General features: G+C 66.6%; 19 protein-coding genes and 1 tRNA gene. 13 read left to right on the top strand and 7 right to left on the bottom strand.

The features are described from left to right. Nucleotides 1-224: 224 nt before the first annotated feature. The 5 genes from PHA81_RS16225 to PHA81_RS16205 form a co-directional block, all read right to left on the bottom strand. A complete protein-coding gene (locus PHA81_RS16225; RefSeq protein WP_005038720.1) occupies nt 225-1,466 on the bottom strand; it encodes a tripartite tricarboxylate transporter permease in 1,242 nt (413 codons plus the stop codon). An 86-nt stretch (nt 1,467-1,552) separates the two neighbouring features. Beyond that, the gene (gene rpl12p / locus PHA81_RS16220) at nt 1,553-1,906 is read right to left on the bottom strand and encodes a 50S ribosomal protein P1 (RefSeq protein WP_005038717.1); all 354 of its coding nucleotides are present in this window, start codon (nt 1,904-1,906) and stop codon (nt 1,553-1,555) included. A 36-nt stretch (nt 1,907-1,942) separates the two neighbouring features. After that, on the bottom strand, nt 1,943-3,013 hold the full coding sequence (locus PHA81_RS16215; RefSeq protein ID WP_005038715.1) for a 50S ribosomal protein L10: 1,071 nt from the start codon (nt 3,011-3,013) through the stop codon (nt 1,943-1,945). Further along, the gene (locus PHA81_RS16210) at nt 3,014-3,652 is read right to left on the bottom strand and encodes a 50S ribosomal protein L1 (RefSeq protein WP_005038714.1); all 639 of its coding nucleotides are present in this window, start codon (nt 3,650-3,652) and stop codon (nt 3,014-3,016) included. 139 nt (nt 3,653-3,791) lie between these two features. Beyond that, nucleotides 3,792-4,271, bottom strand: a complete 480-nt coding sequence (locus PHA81_RS16205; RefSeq protein WP_005038710.1) for a 50S ribosomal protein L11 — start codon at nt 4,269-4,271, stop codon at nt 3,792-3,794. A 110-nt stretch (nt 4,272-4,381) separates the two neighbouring features. Here PHA81_RS16205 and PHA81_RS16200 point away from each other — a divergent pair, with 110 nt between their 5' ends. The 9 genes from PHA81_RS16200 (at nt 4,382) to PHA81_RS16160 (ending at nt 11,608) form a co-directional block, all read left to right on the top strand. Beyond that, nucleotides 4,382-5,491, top strand: coding sequence for a GTPase (locus PHA81_RS16200; RefSeq protein ID WP_005038708.1), 1,110 nt, complete (start codon nt 4,382-4,384; stop codon nt 5,489-5,491). Further along, complete coding sequence (locus PHA81_RS16195; RefSeq protein WP_005038706.1) at nt 5,491-5,964, top strand: TIGR04206 family protein; 474 nt, start codon at nt 5,491-5,493, stop codon at nt 5,962-5,964. Before PHA81_RS16200 ends, PHA81_RS16195 begins: the two co-directional genes overlap by 1 nt. A 76-nt stretch (nt 5,965-6,040) precedes the next feature. Continuing rightward, nucleotides 6,041-6,526, top strand: coding sequence for an MOSC domain-containing protein (locus PHA81_RS16190; RefSeq protein WP_005038700.1), 486 nt, complete (start codon nt 6,041-6,043; stop codon nt 6,524-6,526). A gap of 27 nt (nt 6,527-6,553) precedes the next feature. Beyond that, complete coding sequence (locus PHA81_RS16185; protein WP_005038699.1) at nt 6,554-7,399, top strand: YqcI/YcgG family protein; 846 nt, start codon at nt 6,554-6,556, stop codon at nt 7,397-7,399. After that, entirely contained in the window at nt 7,396-7,971 is a 576-nt protein-coding gene (locus PHA81_RS16180) for a cysteine hydrolase family protein (RefSeq protein ID WP_005038698.1), read from the top strand. Before PHA81_RS16185 ends, PHA81_RS16180 begins: the two co-directional genes overlap by 4 nt. 89 nt (nt 7,972-8,060) lie before the next feature. Then, the gene (locus PHA81_RS16175) at nt 8,061-8,828 is read left to right on the top strand and encodes a VOC family protein (protein ID WP_005038697.1); all 768 of its coding nucleotides are present in this window, start codon (nt 8,061-8,063) and stop codon (nt 8,826-8,828) included. Nucleotides 8,829-9,175: 347 nt separating this feature from the next. Then, nucleotides 9,176-10,297 carry a glutamate--cysteine ligase gene (locus PHA81_RS16170; RefSeq protein ID WP_005038696.1) on the top strand — a complete coding sequence of 374 codons (1,122 nt, stop codon included), beginning with the start codon at nt 9,176-9,178 and terminating at the stop codon, nt 10,295-10,297. Nucleotides 10,298-10,340: 43 nt separating this feature from the next. Then, nucleotides 10,341-10,964 carry a hypothetical protein gene (locus tag PHA81_RS16165; RefSeq protein WP_005038695.1) on the top strand — a complete coding sequence of 208 codons (624 nt, stop codon included), beginning with the start codon at nt 10,341-10,343 and terminating at the stop codon, nt 10,962-10,964. Between the two features lie 155 nt (nt 10,965-11,119). Next, nucleotides 11,120-11,608, top strand: a complete 489-nt coding sequence (locus PHA81_RS16160) for a phosphopantetheine adenylyltransferase (protein WP_005038694.1) — start codon at nt 11,120-11,122, stop codon at nt 11,606-11,608. 19 nt (nt 11,609-11,627) lie between these two features. Here the strand turns inward: PHA81_RS16160 and PHA81_RS16155 are convergent, their stop codons facing one another. After that, entirely contained in the window at nt 11,628-11,936 is a 309-nt protein-coding gene (locus PHA81_RS16155; protein WP_005038693.1) for a hypothetical protein, read from the bottom strand. Between the two features lie 75 nt (nt 11,937-12,011). On the opposite strand from PHA81_RS16155, the gene PHA81_RS16150 reads away from it, so the two are divergent. The 4 genes from PHA81_RS16150 to PHA81_RS16135 all read left to right on the top strand — a co-directional run bounded on the left by PHA81_RS16150 (nt 12,012) and on the right by PHA81_RS16135 (nt 14,508). Continuing rightward, complete coding sequence (locus PHA81_RS16150) at nt 12,012-12,533, top strand: MOSC domain-containing protein (RefSeq protein ID WP_005038692.1); 522 nt, start codon at nt 12,012-12,014, stop codon at nt 12,531-12,533. Nucleotides 12,534-12,573: 40 nt separating this feature from the next. Further along, nucleotides 12,574-12,658 (top strand) — tRNA-Leu (locus tag PHA81_RS16145). A gap of 243 nt (nt 12,659-12,901) precedes the next feature. Continuing rightward, nucleotides 12,902-13,714, top strand: coding sequence for a diadenylate cyclase DacZ (dacZ, locus tag PHA81_RS16140; RefSeq protein WP_005038691.1), 813 nt, complete (start codon nt 12,902-12,904; stop codon nt 13,712-13,714). Then, nucleotides 13,714-14,508 (top strand): mechanosensitive ion channel domain-containing protein, encoded by a 795-nt coding sequence (locus PHA81_RS16135; protein WP_273837566.1) that lies wholly within the window; start codon nt 13,714-13,716, stop codon nt 14,506-14,508. The genes dacZ and PHA81_RS16135 overlap by 1 nt, the downstream gene beginning before the upstream one ends. A 443-nt stretch (nt 14,509-14,951) precedes the next feature. Here the strand turns inward: PHA81_RS16135 and PHA81_RS16130 are convergent, their stop codons facing one another. Further along, nucleotides 14,952-15,449: an acyltransferase gene (locus tag PHA81_RS16130; protein WP_005038688.1), complete on the bottom strand. Its 498-nt coding sequence runs from the start codon at nt 15,447-15,449 to the stop codon at nt 14,952-14,954. Nucleotides 15,450-15,495 lie beyond the last annotated feature (46 nt).

Below are 15,495 nucleotides of genomic sequence, written 5' to 3'. Positions count from 1 at the left end.
TCTGCTCACGGGCGCTTCGTGCCCGTTCGCACGGGCCGAGGCGCTACGCGCCTCGTGGCGGCACGCGCTGAAGCCCCCGCCCCTCCCCGTGAGGCCGCGATAAACGTGGCCGCGTGGCTTCCTACTGCCTCCGCCACCGCACAGCCACCGCCTCCGCATGACTCGACCACCATCGCACAGCCACCGCTATCGCCGTCACAGCGTCCCGAAACGAGCGACAGCACTCAGATGCCGAGGATCAACGGCCCCATCAACACTCCCATCAGGTGGACGCGTCGCGCACGGAACTTTGCGGGAACCAGGCCGATCAGCGCGCTCGCACAGAACGCACCCACGCCGATCGGCCCGGCGAACAGGTACGCGATCCCGAGCAGGAGACAGAGCACACCGACCGAGAGATGGGTGTACTCGATCCGGCCGACTGTCCGGAGATACCGATCACCGATCCACGGCACCAGCACGAACCCGACACCCGCCGCGAGCGCGACCCCGGAAAGCAATAGGGGCAAATCGAGTGGCACACCCGTCGATTCGAGGGCAACTAGCACTCCAGTCCGGGGCGATCCGAGCGCGACGAGCGCGAACAGCGCGAAAATTGTGTTAGAGGTGTTCACACCGCTCGTGGCGATCAGAAAGCCACGCGCACCGTCGTCCTCTGGCACTGCGGGCAGCGTCACCGTCGCCGCGACGGCTGCTGATACACCCGGCAAATAACCGACGATCGCGCCCGAGGCCGTCCCGACGAGCGCCGTCAACCCAACCGTGCGCCGCGGCGTCGTGACGGCAGCATCGGCCTGCTCGGGCACCCCGGCCCCGTCGAGTGCTTCGATCAGCACCGGTGCTCCGAACAGCCCCGCGAACAACGGCATCAACATCCCACCCGCAGCAAGCGGCGCGCTCGGCTCGATGTCGAGCGTGAGCCACCCGAGCCCCGCGCTCAGGAGGAAGGCGAGCACACCCCCGATCCGCGCGGCGTTCGACCGCTCGGTGACGACGAGGAAAACCGCGACGCCACCCAAGACGAGCGGCAGATGCGCCCGCACCGTCGGGTACACCGCCACCATCACCCGCGTCATCGGGATCGCGAGCGGCACCGCGAACGCGACCGCGAGCCCGCTCCCGAGCGCCGACAGGCGAAGCGCCTCGCGACCACGGCCCTCGATCACCAGTCGATGGCCCGGCAGCGCCGAGGCCGCCATCGCGGCGTCGGGCACCCCGAGCGCGAGCGCCGGCACCACGTCGAGAAACGTGTGCGTGACGCCGGCCGCGAGCATCGCTGCCCCGACGTACAGCGCCGGCCCCGGGACCTGCGGTGCGGCCGCCGCCAACAGCAGCGCGAAGTTGTTGGCGTGGAGCCCGGGCACGAGGCCGCTCACCGTTCCGAGCGCGATCCCACCGAGCACGAACCCGAGTGCCGGGAGTGCAGACTCGGGTGCGACCACGACGCTCCCGCCGAACGGACCCATTCATCCCGTGGTGGTCGCGTTCCGGTATGTAAACGCTCGCACGGCTATCGGGTTGCTGAAAGAAAACGTGGGTTGGGTGGGCGCGTCTACCCGAAGAGTTCGCCGAGACCTTCGCCGCCAGCGTCGTCGTCCTCGTCGTCGTCCGCTTCGGCTTCTTCGGCCGCTTCCTCTTCGTCGGCTTCCTCGGTCTCGTCGGCCTCGGCCTCGCCGCCAGCGCCGCCGGCTGCTGCGCCGCCCGCACCGCCAGCGCCGCCCGCGGGCACCGCGGCGGCCTGATCGACCGCTTCCTCGATGTCGACGTCTTCGAGCGCGGCCACGAGCGCCTTCACGCGCGAGTCCTCGACGTCCGCACCGGCCGCGTCGAGCACGTCGGTCAGGTTGTCTTCGTTGATCTCTTCGTCCGTCTCGTTCAGGATGAGTGCTGCGTAAACGTATTCCATTGTTGTGGTGTTGGGAGTGTTGATTTCGTGATCGAATCAGCCGAACATCTCGCCGAGACCTTCGCCCGCGTCGCCGTCGCCGTCGTCGTCGTCGTCATCGTCGGACTCGTCGTCCGTGTCGGCATCGGGCTCGGTCTCCGCCTCGGCCTCGTCGTCGCTCGATTCGTCTGCGTCCGCATCCGCGCCTGCATCAGCCGTTTCCTCGACGCCGCGGAGCTCCTCGGGGAGCGCCTCCTCGTCGTCGATGTGGGCCGCGAGCGCACGGACCTGCGCGTCCGCCTTGCTCACGAGCTCGTCGGCGATGTCGGGGCTCTCGATCGCGGCGTGGACGCCGAGGCTCCGTGCCTCGGTGCTCGCCTGGCCGAGCAGCGTGCCGGCCGTGCGATCGGTCGGATAGGCTGCGTTGATCGAGAGGTTTCGAGCGCGAGCGGCCGCCGCCTCGATGTCCGCACGGTACTCGTCGACGTCGATCGCGAGCTCGTCGGGCTCGAACAGGATGCCGTCGGCGTAGACGGTCTTGAGATCGAGGCCGACTTCCTTCGGCTCGATCCCGAGTTCGCCGAGCACGTTCGCGAGCTGGCCGGAGACCTCCTCACCCTCCTCCAGTACTGTGGAGTCCTCGGTGACGTGGATCGAGCCGTCCATGATCCGGGCGGCCGCGCCGACCTGCTGGAGCTCCCCGACGAACGGACCGGGATCGACGCCGGTGTCGCTCTCGGGGATCGTGATCTCGTTCGGCGCGATCTCGCCCGCGTTGATCGGCGCGGGCGTCTTCGACGCCTCCAGCTGGCGATAGAGTCCGAACGGGTTCTCGTCAGTGCCGATCAACCCGACCTGACCCTCGATCTCGCTCGTGAGGTCCGCGATGCCCTCGCCGGCCTCGTCGAGCGCGCGCACGAGCAGGGTGTTCCGGGCGACCCGAAGCTCGGCGTCGCCGTGGAGCTCCCGGCGCATCGCCTGGAGCTGGCGACTCGGGATCCCGCCGATCGAGACGACGCCGACGCTCTCGTAGGTCTCGATCAGCTCCGCGAGATCTGCGACTTCCTCGCGCTTCCACTCCGGGATCGCCTCGGTCCGCCGGTCGCCCGCCTCGCTCTCGGCGGACATTTAGGCCACCTCCACCGAGGGGCCCATCGTCGTCTTGACGTACACCGTATCGATGTTGAGGGGTCCCTTTTCGAGGTCGGCCTCCAGTCGCCGGACGATGACGTCGATGTTGTCCCCGATCTCCGCCGCGGACATGTCGTCGGCACCGACTCGGGTGTGGAACGTTCGTCGGTCGCGGCTCCGGAGCTGCACGGTGTTTTTCATCCGCTCGATCGTCTCGACGACGTCGTCGTCGGGCTGGAGCGGCGTCGGCATCTTCCCCCGCGGACCGAGAACGGTCCCGAGGTAGCGACCGATGTCCTGCATCAGTCCCGCTTCGGCGATGAAGAAGTCGGTCTCGCCGGCGAGATCCTTCGCTTCGTCGTCATCGTCGCCGAGCTCTTCGAGATCGTCGCCGTCGAGCACGTCGTCGGCGACCTCCTCGGCGCGGAGGGCGGTCTCGCCCTCGGCGAACACGACGATGCGGGTCTCTTGGCCGGTTCCTTCCGGAAGAACGATACTCTCGTCGACGCGGTTCGATGGGTCGTTGAGGTCGAGATCACGCAGGTTGACTGCGAGGTCCACCGTCTCACTGAAGTTCCGCGGTGGGGCCTCGTCAAGCGCGCGCGTCACGGCCTCCTCTATGTCCTGATCTGCCATTATCCACCTCCGTAGTACGCCTTCGTGGCTGCTACGGCGTGAAACAGGCGCTACCTGCCTCGGTTAGGAAAAGACCGATGCGACCCTTAAAGCCGTCGAAGCGGTTCCGCAGTCGATCCGCAACGGCGGTCGGTGGAAGCTACGATTCGGCGAGCGTCTCGTCGTATTCGCCGTCGTCGACCCGGTCGTCGAAGGTGCGTGCGTCCTCGCCTTCGATGGTGACGCCGAGGGTGACGCAGGTGCCGGCGACTTCTTTCGCGGCGTTTGCGGTGTCGTACGCGAGCAGGTCGGACTGTTTCTGCTCGGCGATCTGTTTGACCTGATCGACCGAGAGGTCGGCGACGAAGTTCTTCTGGGGTTCGCCGGAGCCGGTCTCGAAACCGGCCTCGTCCTTGACGAGCGCCGCGGTCGGGGGAACGCCCACGTCGATCTCGAACGCGCCGTCGTCGTCGTACTCGACGGTGACGGGGACTTCGGTGCCGTCGAACGCTTCGGTACGGTCGTTGATCTCACTGACTACCGCTTGCACGTCCACCGGCGTCGGACCGAGTTCCGGCCCGAGCGGCGGTCCTGGATCGGCCTCCCCGCCAGGAACGAGGACTTCGATGGTTCCAGCCATGCTTCCGGAAACCGCCGCCGCGAGGTTAAGGATTGTCTTTCGTCACGCGGTCGGCCCGTTCCCGACCCGGAAGGAAGGACTTTTCGACGCCCACGGCTCACCACTACCCGATGGGACTCGAAGGGGAGATCGAGGAGCTCCGCGAAGAGATCACGGAGACCCCGTACAACAAATCGACCGAGGCCCACATCGGCCGGTTGAAATCGAAGCTCGCCGAGAAAAAGGAGAAGCTCGAGAATCAGAGCTCGGCGGGCGGCGGCCAGGGCTACTCGGTCGAACAGACCGGCGACGCGACCGTGGCGCTCGTCGGCATGCCGAGCGCCGGCAAATCCACGCTGTTGAACGCGCTCACCAACGCCGAGAGCGAGGTGGGGGCCTACGAGTTCACGACCCTCGACGTGAACCCCGGGATGCTGAAACACAAGGGCGCGAACATCCAGCTCCTCGACGTGCCCGGACTGATCGCGGGTGCGGCGGGCGGCCGGGGTGGCGGTCAGGAAGTGCTCTCGGTGATTCGGACCGCCGACCTCGTGGTGTTCGTGCTCTCGGTGTTCGAGATCCAGGCGTACGCCAAACTCAGCAAGGAGCTCTACCAGAACAAGATCAGACTCGACACCCGACCCCCAAAAGTCCGGATCACCCCCAAAGGGAAGGGTGGGATCGACGTCACCATGGCCCCCGAGGTCGAACTCGACGAGAACACCGTCCGGGAGGTGCTCCGCGAGCGCGACTACGTCAACGCCGATGTCGCGGTGAGCGAGGCAGTCGACATCGATCGCCTGCTCGATGGGGTGCTCGACAACCGGGTGTATCTCCCGTCGCTCGTCGCGGTCAACAAGGCCGACCTGATCGAGCCCGACTATCTCGAAACCGTCAATAGCGATCTCCGTGACCACGACATCGACCCCGACGACGCGATCTTCATCAGCGCCGAGGCCGAGAAAGGGCTCGACACGCTCCGTGAACGGATCTGGCAGCAACTCGACCTCATCCGTATCTACATGGACAAGCCCGGCCGCGGGACGGACTACGAGGAACCGCTGCTGCTTCGCGCGGGCCAGACGGTCGGGGATGCCTGCGAGAAGCTTGGCGGCGAACTCGAAGACCGATTCCGATTCGGGCGGCTATCGGGACCGAGCGCGAAACACGACGACCAGCAGGTGGGGACGGACCACGAACTCGAAGACGAGGACGTGCTCCGGATCGTCGCGCGCCGGTGATGGCCGGCGCGTCCAGCGGGTCCACCGCATCCGCTTCGCCCGCCACGCCCGCACCGCGCCGCCGACTGCTGGTTCTACTCGCGCTCGGCCTCGTCCCGTGGACCGTGCTCGTCGGAAGCGAGGTGACGCTGCTCTTCTCGTTTGGCCTCGTCAACGCGAACCCGCTCCATCTCACGCCGCTCGACGACTACCTCCGATTCGCGCGCGGGTTCGCGGCGCTGCCGAGATATCTCCAGGCGTGGCCGGTGAGCGTTGGGTGCTACCTCGCGGCACTCGCGAGCGCCCTCGTCGGCGTCGTGTGGCGCGAGGATCCGCGTGTGACCGGCGGGCTGGTCGTCCTCACAGGGCTGAGCCACGCCACCGTCGCCGTCGGGCTCTCACGGGGGATCGGTCGCCTCGCTCTCCCGCTCGGCCCGGTGCTCGTGCTCACGATCGCGTGGTGGTGCTACTGGCCGGCCGTGCGGCGTCGCTGATCCGTCTCGCCATCGACTGCGCTGGGAACCCACACGCTTCGATCAGCTATAAGACGAACCGGGCTCTCCAGTGGGTATGTGTGGTCACGTGCGATCGATTCACGTCGCCAGTGAGCAGGGGGCCGAGCCGGAGTCGGTCGCGGCGGTCGAGGCCGTCGCCGATGCCGGACTCCGGGGCGATCGATATTTCAGCGACACGGGCACGTTCGCCGAGCGGACGGGCGGCGATCTCACGCTCATCGAGAGCGAGGCCCTCGCAGCCGTCGAGCGCGACGATGGGATCGAACTCGAACCGGGGGCGCACCGTCGGAACATCACCACCGAGAACGTTCGACTCAATCACTACGTGAATCGGCGATTCCGGGTCGGCGAGGCGACGTGTCTCGGCGTCGAACTCTGCGAGCCGTGTTCGTATCTGGAACAGCATCTCGGAACGTCGGGCGTCCGCGAGGCGCTCGTCCATCGCGGCGGCCTTCGGTGTCGTATCGTCGCCACCGGCCGGATCAATGCCGGCGATACCATCGAACCGGTGAAAGGGCAATCAGCGGGAAGCGATGGATAAAAGCCCGCAGAACACCTGCATACGACCATGACTGACCGGGTAGTCGGTCGGCTCCGCGACCAGGCAACCGTCGAGCAGCGCGTCGCGAGCGGGGACGCGCCCGACTGGGTCGCCGCCCACTGGCACTCCTTTCGCGACGGGCTGTTGGGCGAACGAAACGGCACTCCCTTTCCCTGCTTTTTCGGTGCCGAGTCGGTCCGGAACGGCGAGCCACTGTACACCGCAGTCCCCTCGATGACTGAGAAGGACGCGCTGCTCGATCTCGGACGGACGCTGCTCGACTACGTCGACACCTATCGCGACCACAACGATCGCGCCTCGCTGGTCGCGTTCTTCGAGCCGCCTGACGGGGAGTTCGCGGAACACGAGTACCACGAACACCTCTGGCACGTGCTCCAGTTCCTCCACGTCCACGATCCCGAGCCGTGGCCCGAGGAGATTCCGACCGACCCCGACGATCGCCACTGGGAGTTCTGCTTCGGCGGGGAGCCGATGTTTCCGACCTGTCGCGCGCCGTTCTACGAGCAGCGAAAGAGCCGGTACTCCCCGATCGGACTGGAGATCACGTTCCAGCCGCGCGCGCTGTTCGAGAACCTCGGCGTGACGGCGGAGACGAAAGCGGGACAGCAGGCCCGCGACCTCATCCAGGATCGTCTCGACGGCTACGACGGCGTCTGTCCGCACGCCGACCTCGGCGACTGGGGAATCGAGGGCGATCGGGAGTGGCCACAGTACATGCTGTCGGAAGATTCGTCGCAAGCGCCGGCAGAGCCCCCGATCACCGTCACTCGCGAGCATCCCAAATCCGGTCGACTGCGCGGTCCCGACCGACGGCTGGCAGCCCACGGTTCGTCGCCAAATCCCGTCCGATGACGATCGATAGCGCCGGGGAGCCCGTATTGGTGCTCGTCGATTTTCAGCAGGGGTTCGCCGATCCGGCGTGGGGAACTCGCAACAACCCGGACGCCGAACGCAACGCGGTGCGACTGCTCACAGCCTGGCGCGAACGTGACCGTCCGATCGTCCACGTCCGCCACGACTCGACGGAACCGTCGTCGCCACTCCGGCGCGACGCGCCCGGATTCCAGTACGAGGAAGGGCTCGGACCCCGTGACGGCGAGGCCGAGTTCACGAAGTGCGTCAACGGCGCGTTCGTCGACACCGATCTGGAGTCGTGGCTCCGTGAGCGCGGACACGAGCACCTCGTCGTCTGTGGTCTGACGACCGACCACTGCGTGTCGACGACGACGCGAATGGCCGAAAACCGTCGGTTCGACGTATTGCTCGTCCGGGACGCGACGGCGACGTTCGACCGGACGCTCGACGGCGAGGCGTTCGACGCTGAGACAGTCCACCGCACGGCGCTGGCACATCTCGACGGGGAGTTCGCCACGATCGTCTCGACGGACGAAATCGTCGGTGCGACGAAACCCAGACAGCAGTAGCGTTTCACGAGATCGTACCGCGGGACCGCCCACCGTGACATTCGGTGTACGCCAGTAGTCTTTTCGCTCCGGAAGGCGAACGGCGGTGCATGGACGCAACCCTCGACCACACGATGATCCGGGTCGAAGACCTCGAAGCGTCGATCGATTGGTACAGCGACCACCTCGATTACGTCGAACACGGGCGCTGGGAGGCCGACACGTTCACGAACGTGTTCATGGGCCCGGAGGAAGTCCACGACGAGGGCGCGCTGCTCGAACTCACGTACAACCACGACGGACGCTCCTACGAGGTGGGCGACGCGTGGGGCCACATCGCGGTCCGCGTGCCGGAGGGGGAGCTCGAATCCGCCTACGACGAGTTGATGGACGAGGGTGTCGAGGACTACCGCGACCCCGAATCCTGCGGCGGGCGCTACGCGTTCGTGAAAGATCCCGACGGCCACGAGATCGAGATCGTCCAGCGCGATCACGGCGCGCGCTGGAGTCTCGATCACACCATGATGCGCGTCGAGGACGCCGACCGAAGCCTCGGCTTCTGGACGCGGAAGTTCGAGTACGACGAGCTTCCGGGGGGACGGTGGGAGTCCGACGACTTCGCGAATTACTTCGTCGAACCCGAAGACGCGGCCGAAGAGGCGATGAGCGTCGAACTCACCTACAACTACGACGGACGCTCCTACGAGATGGGCGACGCGTGGGGTCACGTTGCGGTTCGCGCCGACGATCTCGACGACGCGTGGAAGACGCTGATGACCCGCGACGCCGAGGACTACCGCGATCCCGAATCCTGTGACCACCAGTACGCGTTCACGAAGGACCACGACGGCCACGAGATCGAAGTCGTCACGTCGTAGCGGCTGCGGTGCGGCAGCCGCGGCGGTGCGGTCGTGGTGCGGAGGCGGCCGTGGCGGCGAGGCGTTCCTGGTGGATGAAGGGCGAGACGCGCGAACGAGCGAAGCGAGTGAGTAGCGACCGAAGGGAGCGCGCGGCGAGGGCTTCGGCGGTGTGGTTGCGGTGAGTCAGTGATTCGACCGCGAGAGAGCGGAGCGAACGAGCGGGCCGACGACTGACCGGAGGGAAGGAGGAGGCTTTTGATCCACATTTTGCCAGCGAGTGAGCGACCGAAGGGAGCGAATGAGCGCAGCAAAAGGTGGGTGCAAAACCTGCAGCTTTAATCCGGTGGCCCGGTATCACGGGCGAGATGGACGTGGGTTCGGCCGAGAACTTCACTCGGATGGGGACGCTTGGCGTCGAAGAAGAGTTTTACGTCGTCGACGACGCGGGCCGCCCCACGTCGGCCACCGACGAGCTCGTCTACGAGAGCGAGCCACCCGGCGTGCTCGACGGCCGTCTCGACCACGAGCTATTCAAGTTCATCGTCGAGACGCAGACACCGACCTGCGAGGGACTCGACGAGGCGCGCGAACAGATCGTTACCGTTCAGGAGGCTCTGGTCGAGTACGCCGCGGCGCACGGCTACGATATCGCGGCAGCAGGTCTCCACCCCGCTGCCCGGTGGCGCGAACTCGAACACGCCGAGAAACCCCGCTATCGCTCGCAGCTCGATCGGATTCGGTATCCACAGCACCGCAACACCACCGCCGGAGTCCACGTCCACGTCGGGGTCGACAACGCCGAGAAGGCGACGTGGGTCGCGAACGAGCTCCGATGGTACATGCCGATCATGCTGGCGTTGTCGGCGAACTCCCCGTACTGGGAAGGGTACGACACCGGTCTCGCGTCGGCGCGCGCGAAGATCTTCGAGGGGCTCCCCAACACCGGGATGCCGACCGCGTTCGCGGGCTACGAGGAGTACGCCCGGTTCGAACGGCTGATGGTCGAAGAAGGCTCGATCGCCGATCGCGGCGAACTCTGGTACGACGTCCGGCCGCACACCGGTCACGGCACCGTCGAGCTCCGCGCGCCCGATGGCCAGGCCGACCCCGAACGGGTGATCGCGTTCGTCGAGTATGCCCACGCGCTCGTGCTCGACCTCGCCGAACGCTACGAGGACGACCCGGACCCCTGGGCGGCGTACCGATCGAGCGGGGGCGGCGCAAACACAGTCGGGGACGGCGGACTCCGGCGTGAACTCCTCGACGAGAACAAGTGGCGCGCGCTGCGTGACGGCCACGACGCGACGTTCATCGATCGCGACGGAGCCGGAACGATCGGTCTCGAAGCCGTCGTCGACCGCGAGGCCGACCGGCTCGGCGTGGAGGGGATTCGCAGGCTCCTCGATGCCGAAAGCGGCGCGACGGCCCAACGACGTTACCGGCGTGAGGGGGGTCTCGACGCCGTGTGTGCGGCGCTCATGTTGTAGGCGAGGAAGTCTTTTATCCCGCGAGCGGCTGGTTCAAACGATTATGACCGCCGACGACGCGCCCACCGACGACACAGGCGACGAGAACGCAGACGACGAGATCGAACCCGACGACGTGCGCGCGGAGCTTGACCGTCAGCGATCGAACAGCGCCGCGACCGACGCGGTGAATCGAACGGACGACGACCGGAGCGAGGGGACCGAGGAGTTCGACGAGGGGATCGTGGAGCTGCTCTCGACGGCGCTCGACACCGATCGGGCCGCCCGGGTGTACGTGGAGGTGCGTCGTCGTCCGTCGGCGACCGCCGAGGAGATCGCAGCGGGCACCGGGCTGTACCCCGACTCGGTCCGTGAGATGCTCGCCGAGCTCCGTGACGACGATGTCGTCGAGCGACACACTCGAACCACGGACAGCGAGGACGACGCGTTCGAGTACACCGCGATCCCGCCGAGCGAGCTCGTCGGCGTGATGATCGATCGGGTTCGGGACGAGTTCGACACCAGACTCGGCCTCGATCCGCTCCCGGACGGACGCTCCGAGCCGACTCGTCGCACCTCGCGGAGCGATCCCGTGACGATCACCGTCGAGGAAGCCGACGAAGCGAGCGACGAGACGCCGGCCAGCGACGAGACACGTGGCGACGAGTCGGACGACACCAGCGAGTAGTGCGGCGAGCGTCGGTCGGCGGCAGTCCCGGTCGTGGTTTGGAAGCTACCTATCGTTCTTCGAGGGCGTAGCGCGCTCGATAGCCGGCCAGGGGTGTATTGCCCGATCGATCGTGGAGTCGAAGCCACTAAATCGTGGGCACGCCTCCGCCGGGTATGGATGTCGCGCTCGGCGGGACGTTCGATCCGGTCCACGACGGCCACCGCCGGCTGTTCGAGCACGCGTTCGAGCGTGGCGACGTCACCGTCGGGCTGACCAGCGACGACCTCGCCGCCGAGACCAGACACGAGGAGCGGTACGTCCGTCCGTTCGAGAAACGCCGGGAGAACCTCGACGCCGAGCTCGCCGCACTCGCCGACCGCCACGACCGCACGTACGAGATCCGCCGCCTCGACGAACCGACCGGAATCGCGACCGAGGAGGAGTTCGACGTGCTTGTGGTCTCGCCCGAAACCGAAGCGGGCGGCGAGCGGGTGAACGAGATCCGCCGCGAGAACGGGCTCGACCCGCTCGACATCGAGGTGGTCGATCACGCCCACGCCGAGGACGGCGACATCATTTCGAGCACACGAGTCGTCCGGGGCGAGATCGATCAATATGGAGCGCTCACGCCTGAGCACGAAGGGCGTCCGCGACCCGAGTGAGGCTGTCGACTGGTCTCAATCACCACGATGGCGGATCGAGTCCTGCCTCGTCGAGCAGCGGTCGCCAGCGTTGCTGGATCGTGAGCCGAGCGACGCCGACCGCCTCCGCGACCGCACGCTGGGATCGCCGGTCGCCCGCGATCAGCCCGCCAGCGTAGAGGCTGGCCGCAAGTGCCGCCGGTTTCGAGCGCTCGCCGTCGGGGACCGTCGAGAGGAACAGGTCGGTCGCGCGTTCGCGCGCGGCCGCGTCGAGGTCGAGCGCGTCGGCAGCGTCGTCGAGATCCTCGAGCCACGCTTCGTTTTCGACCCGATCACGCGCCCGGTACATGCCTGACCTCGGGACCGACGGCCCCTAAACGTTCGTGAAGCGAAGGTCTATCCGATCCGCTCCCCTTCGTTCGCCATGCAAGCGACCGTCGAGACGATCTACACCACGCCGGAGGGATCGCAGCCGATGGAGGCAGTCGAGCAGATCGAGGCCGTCGAACGTCAGGGACTGCGCGGCGATCGGTACATGAAGGGCACGGGCTATTACTCCGGGTTGGACGAGTGCGAGGTCACATTCATCGAACGCGAGGCCATTCAGGAGATCAAGGCGGAGTTCGACATCGACCTCACCGACGGGCGACACCGTCGGAACGTCGTCACCAGCGGCGTCTCGGTCCACGACCTTCTCAACCGCCAGTTCACCGTTGGCGACGTGACCTTCGAGGGGACCCGCCCACGCCCGCCGTGTGCCCACGTCGAGCAGGTCGCCGACGAGGAGGGTGTCGCCCGCGCGCTCAAGAACAAACGCGGCGGGATCTGCGCGAGCGTCGTCGAGAACGGAACGATCCACACTGACGACGAACTCGCCGTCCTCAGTGATGCCGAACACAGCGAGGGCGTGGCCGACGCGATCAAGAACCGCCTTGCGGGCCAGTAAACGACAGGTTCTTTTTGCGCTCCCGGGAAGGCGGTACTGCGCGCGGGTAGCCAAGCCAGGCCAACGGCGCAGCGCTTAGGACGCTGTCCTGTAGAGGTCCGCCGGTTCAAATCCGGTCCCGCGCAGTGAGTGGAGTGAGCGTAGCGAACGGAACGAGCGAGCAGGAGCGATTTGAACCCTGCAAGTCACAGCCCGCGTAGCCGAGCGAAGCGAGGCGAGCAGGAATGTCTTGCTCCGGTTCGAATCCGGTCCCGCGCGTCACTTTTTCTGATGAACCGCTTGTGGACGAACTATCGTCAGAAGTAGCCTCCAAGTACGCGAAGCCGTGTCACAAACCTTTTTGCGGCCCCGGCGGCCCGTATCGGGTAATGGCGACTGTACGCGACCTCCTCGGTGACATCGTCGACGAGGTCGAAACTGTGCTCCTGTTCTCGCCGAGTTCCTCGTACTACGAGCGGTGTCAGGAGGTCGAGGACATCTCGACGATCGTGGTCGCGCCGGACAACGGGGTCGGCGCGGAGCGGTACGTCGAACTCCCGCTCGAGTTCGCCGACCTCTCCGAGCGCATCCGGTTCGGAATCGAGGGCGCGCTCGACGAGGATCACATCGAGGAGGGCGACGAGGTGGCGTGTGCGACCAAGCTGTTCGACGACGTGATCGACAGCGTGAGCCGGGCGCGGGCGGGCGACCTCGACCAGTCGGGCGTCTACGACCTGTTCACCAACTCCAGAGGCGATCCCGAAGTGATTCGGGACGTGCTGGACGTGGCGGTCGAACTCGGGCAGAAGGGCCAGAAAGGAAAGCCGGTCGGGGCGCTGTTCGTCATCGGCGACGCCGGCAAGGTGATGAACAAGTCCCGGCCGCTGAGCTACAACCCCTTCGAGAAATCCCACGTCCACGTCGGCGATCCGATCGTGAACGTGATGTTGAAGGAGTTCTCGCGACTCGACGGCGCGTTCGTCATCAGTGACGGTGGGAAGATCGTCTCGGCGTACCGCTATCTCGAACCCAGCGCGGAGGGCGTCGACATCCCGAAGGGGCTCGGGACACGACACATGGCCGCGGGATCGATCACGCGTGACACCAACGCGACCGCGGTCGTGTTGAGCGAGAGCGACCGACTGGTGCGGGCGTTCAAGGGCGGCGAGCTGATCCTCGAACTCGATCCGGAGGAGTACTGATGGCGCTGCTTGCCCAGTCCGTGGTACAGGACCTCCTCACCCGGAATCTCGATCTCGTGCTCCTCGCGGTCATCCTCGTGGTCGGGGGGCTGGTCGCGTACCTCGTCGCACGATCGGCGTACCGCCTCCTCGTCGCCGCCGGAGTCGCTGACGTCGTCGAGGGAACCGCCTCCGAGCGCGCCGCCCAGCGCCTCGGTACGTCCACCGTCGCCATGCTGTCGTGGCTGCTCGGCCTGTTCGTCTTCGTTCTCGCCGCGGTGCTCGCGCTGGGCGTCGCCGCGCTGTTCGACATCCAGAGCTATCTGATCGACTTCATCGACTTCCTGCCGGACCTCTTTATCGCCACGCTCATCGTGATCGTCGGGCTGATCCTCGCCGATCGGGCGGAGCTACGGGTCGCCGAGCGACTGGGTAACTACAAGTTCACCTCGACGGGAGCGCTCGGTCTGGTACCGGGAGTCGTGAAATACAGCGTGATCTACATCGCGGCGCTGGTCGCGCTCGGCCAGATCGGCGTCGCCGACGACGCGCTCATCGTGCTGCTCGCGGCCTACGTCTTCGGCGTCGTCTTCCTCGGCGGTCTCGCCGGCAAGGACCTCCTCGCGGCGGGAGCGGCAGGGACCTACCTCCTGCTCAACCAACCCTACGCCATCGGCGACGAGGTCCGCGTCGACGACATGCACGGCGTGGTTCAGGAGGTCGACGTGTTCGTCACCCACGTCGAAAACGACGGTGAGGAGTTCATCATCCCGAACCACCGGATCTTTCGGACGGGCGTCGTTCGCGTCCGCTGAACGTTTTTACTTGCTACGAGACGGCGAAGCCGTCTCGGCATCCCGAAAGAACGCTGTTCTTTCGGACCTCGCGGGAGCTTTGCTCCCGCTCAGTGGCGGGAGAGCTTCGCTCTCTCGAACCACGTCGGGTGCGCTCGCTCCCTGCGGTCGCTCACGGGTCGTATTCGCTCCCCGTTCGCTCACGGTAGAACTGCTGGCGCTCGCCGCATCCACACAGCACCGCCCGAGCCCTCGGCCCGCAAAGCGGGCCTCGCCCTCGATCCACCAGGAGAGTAAACTCTCCTGAGCCTCGACTCGCTTTGCTCGTCGAGACACCGAGGACCGCAACTACACCGCACAGCACCGCCGAAGCCCTCGCTCACTTCGTTCGTTCGCCCTTCATCCGCCAGGAACCGCACCGCAACCACCCAGCCACCGCAACCGCACCGCCACCGCAGCCGCTATCACACCTCCGTCGCCGGGACGCCAGCGACCGTCGCGCCGGGCGGCACGTCCTCGGCGACAAGGGAGTTTGCAGCCACACGCGCCTCGGCTCCAATCTCGACACCAGGCAGGACGATCGCGCCAGCGCCGATCATCGCACGCTCGCCGACGACTACCTCGCCGGTGCGGTACTCGTCCTGGAGGTACTCGTGACACAGCAGGGTGGCGTCGTAACCCACGATGGCGTGGTCCTCGATCGTGATGAGCTCGGGCCAGAACACGTCGGGCGTGGCTTCGAGCGCCCACGAAACCCCCTCACCGACCGTGACGCCGATCCGCCGGAGCGCCCAGTTTTTCACCCGGAGGAAGGGTGCGAGTCGCGCGACGAGGACGAACAGATAGTTGTGAACGATTCGCCACAGCGACCTCGCCTCGGGCCAGTGCTGGAGCGAGTTCCGCGCGCCGGGCGTCGGATGCACGGTCGTCCGATCCCGGCGGGAGTCGGTGTCGTCGGTCACGACGGACCGTTCAGCCGCTGGGGTCTTGAATCCGCAGACCACCACG

Source organism: Halococcus sp. PRR34 (assembly GCF_028617175.1).
Taxonomy (GTDB): Archaea; Halobacteriota; Halobacteria; order Halobacteriales; family Halococcaceae; genus Halococcus; species Halococcus salifodinae.
This window is presented reverse-complemented; position numbering and strand designations above follow the sequence as displayed.